Source organism: Pseudomonas sp. EL_65y_Pfl2_R96 (assembly GCF_963970905.1).
GTDB lineage: Bacteria > Pseudomonadota > Gammaproteobacteria > Pseudomonadales > Pseudomonadaceae > Aquipseudomonas.
Genome location: NZ_CAXAQH010000483.1, coordinates 1 through 244, shown reverse-complemented (window position 1 = coordinate 244; position 244 = coordinate 1). Strand labels below are relative to the sequence as shown.

Genomic DNA, 244 nt, shown 5'->3' with positions numbered 1-244 from the left:
GCTGGAAGGCATAAACAATCGAATAAAAGTCATTAAGCGGATGGCGTACGGTTACCGGGACAGCGAATTCTTTTTCATGAAGATCAAGAGCGTCTTTCCCGGTAATCCGTGAAGAACCTTTTTTTTGGTTCTTCACGGAATCCCGGGAAACACAGAAACAAGAACGCCGATTTGATTGATGATGTTCGTGCGAGCAAACACATCTAACAAACCGGCGTTCTTATGCGCGATATTAATACTTTCC

1 protein-coding gene is annotated in these 244 nt (G+C 43.9%); it reads left to right on the top strand.

Annotated elements, in window-relative coordinates; all coding sequences use genetic code 11:
- Positions 1-112: transposase (locus tag AACY49_RS31685; protein ID WP_036984840.1), on the top strand; the 112-nt coding region annotated here is incomplete at its 5' end.
- Between the last annotated feature and the right edge of the window lie 132 nt (positions 113-244).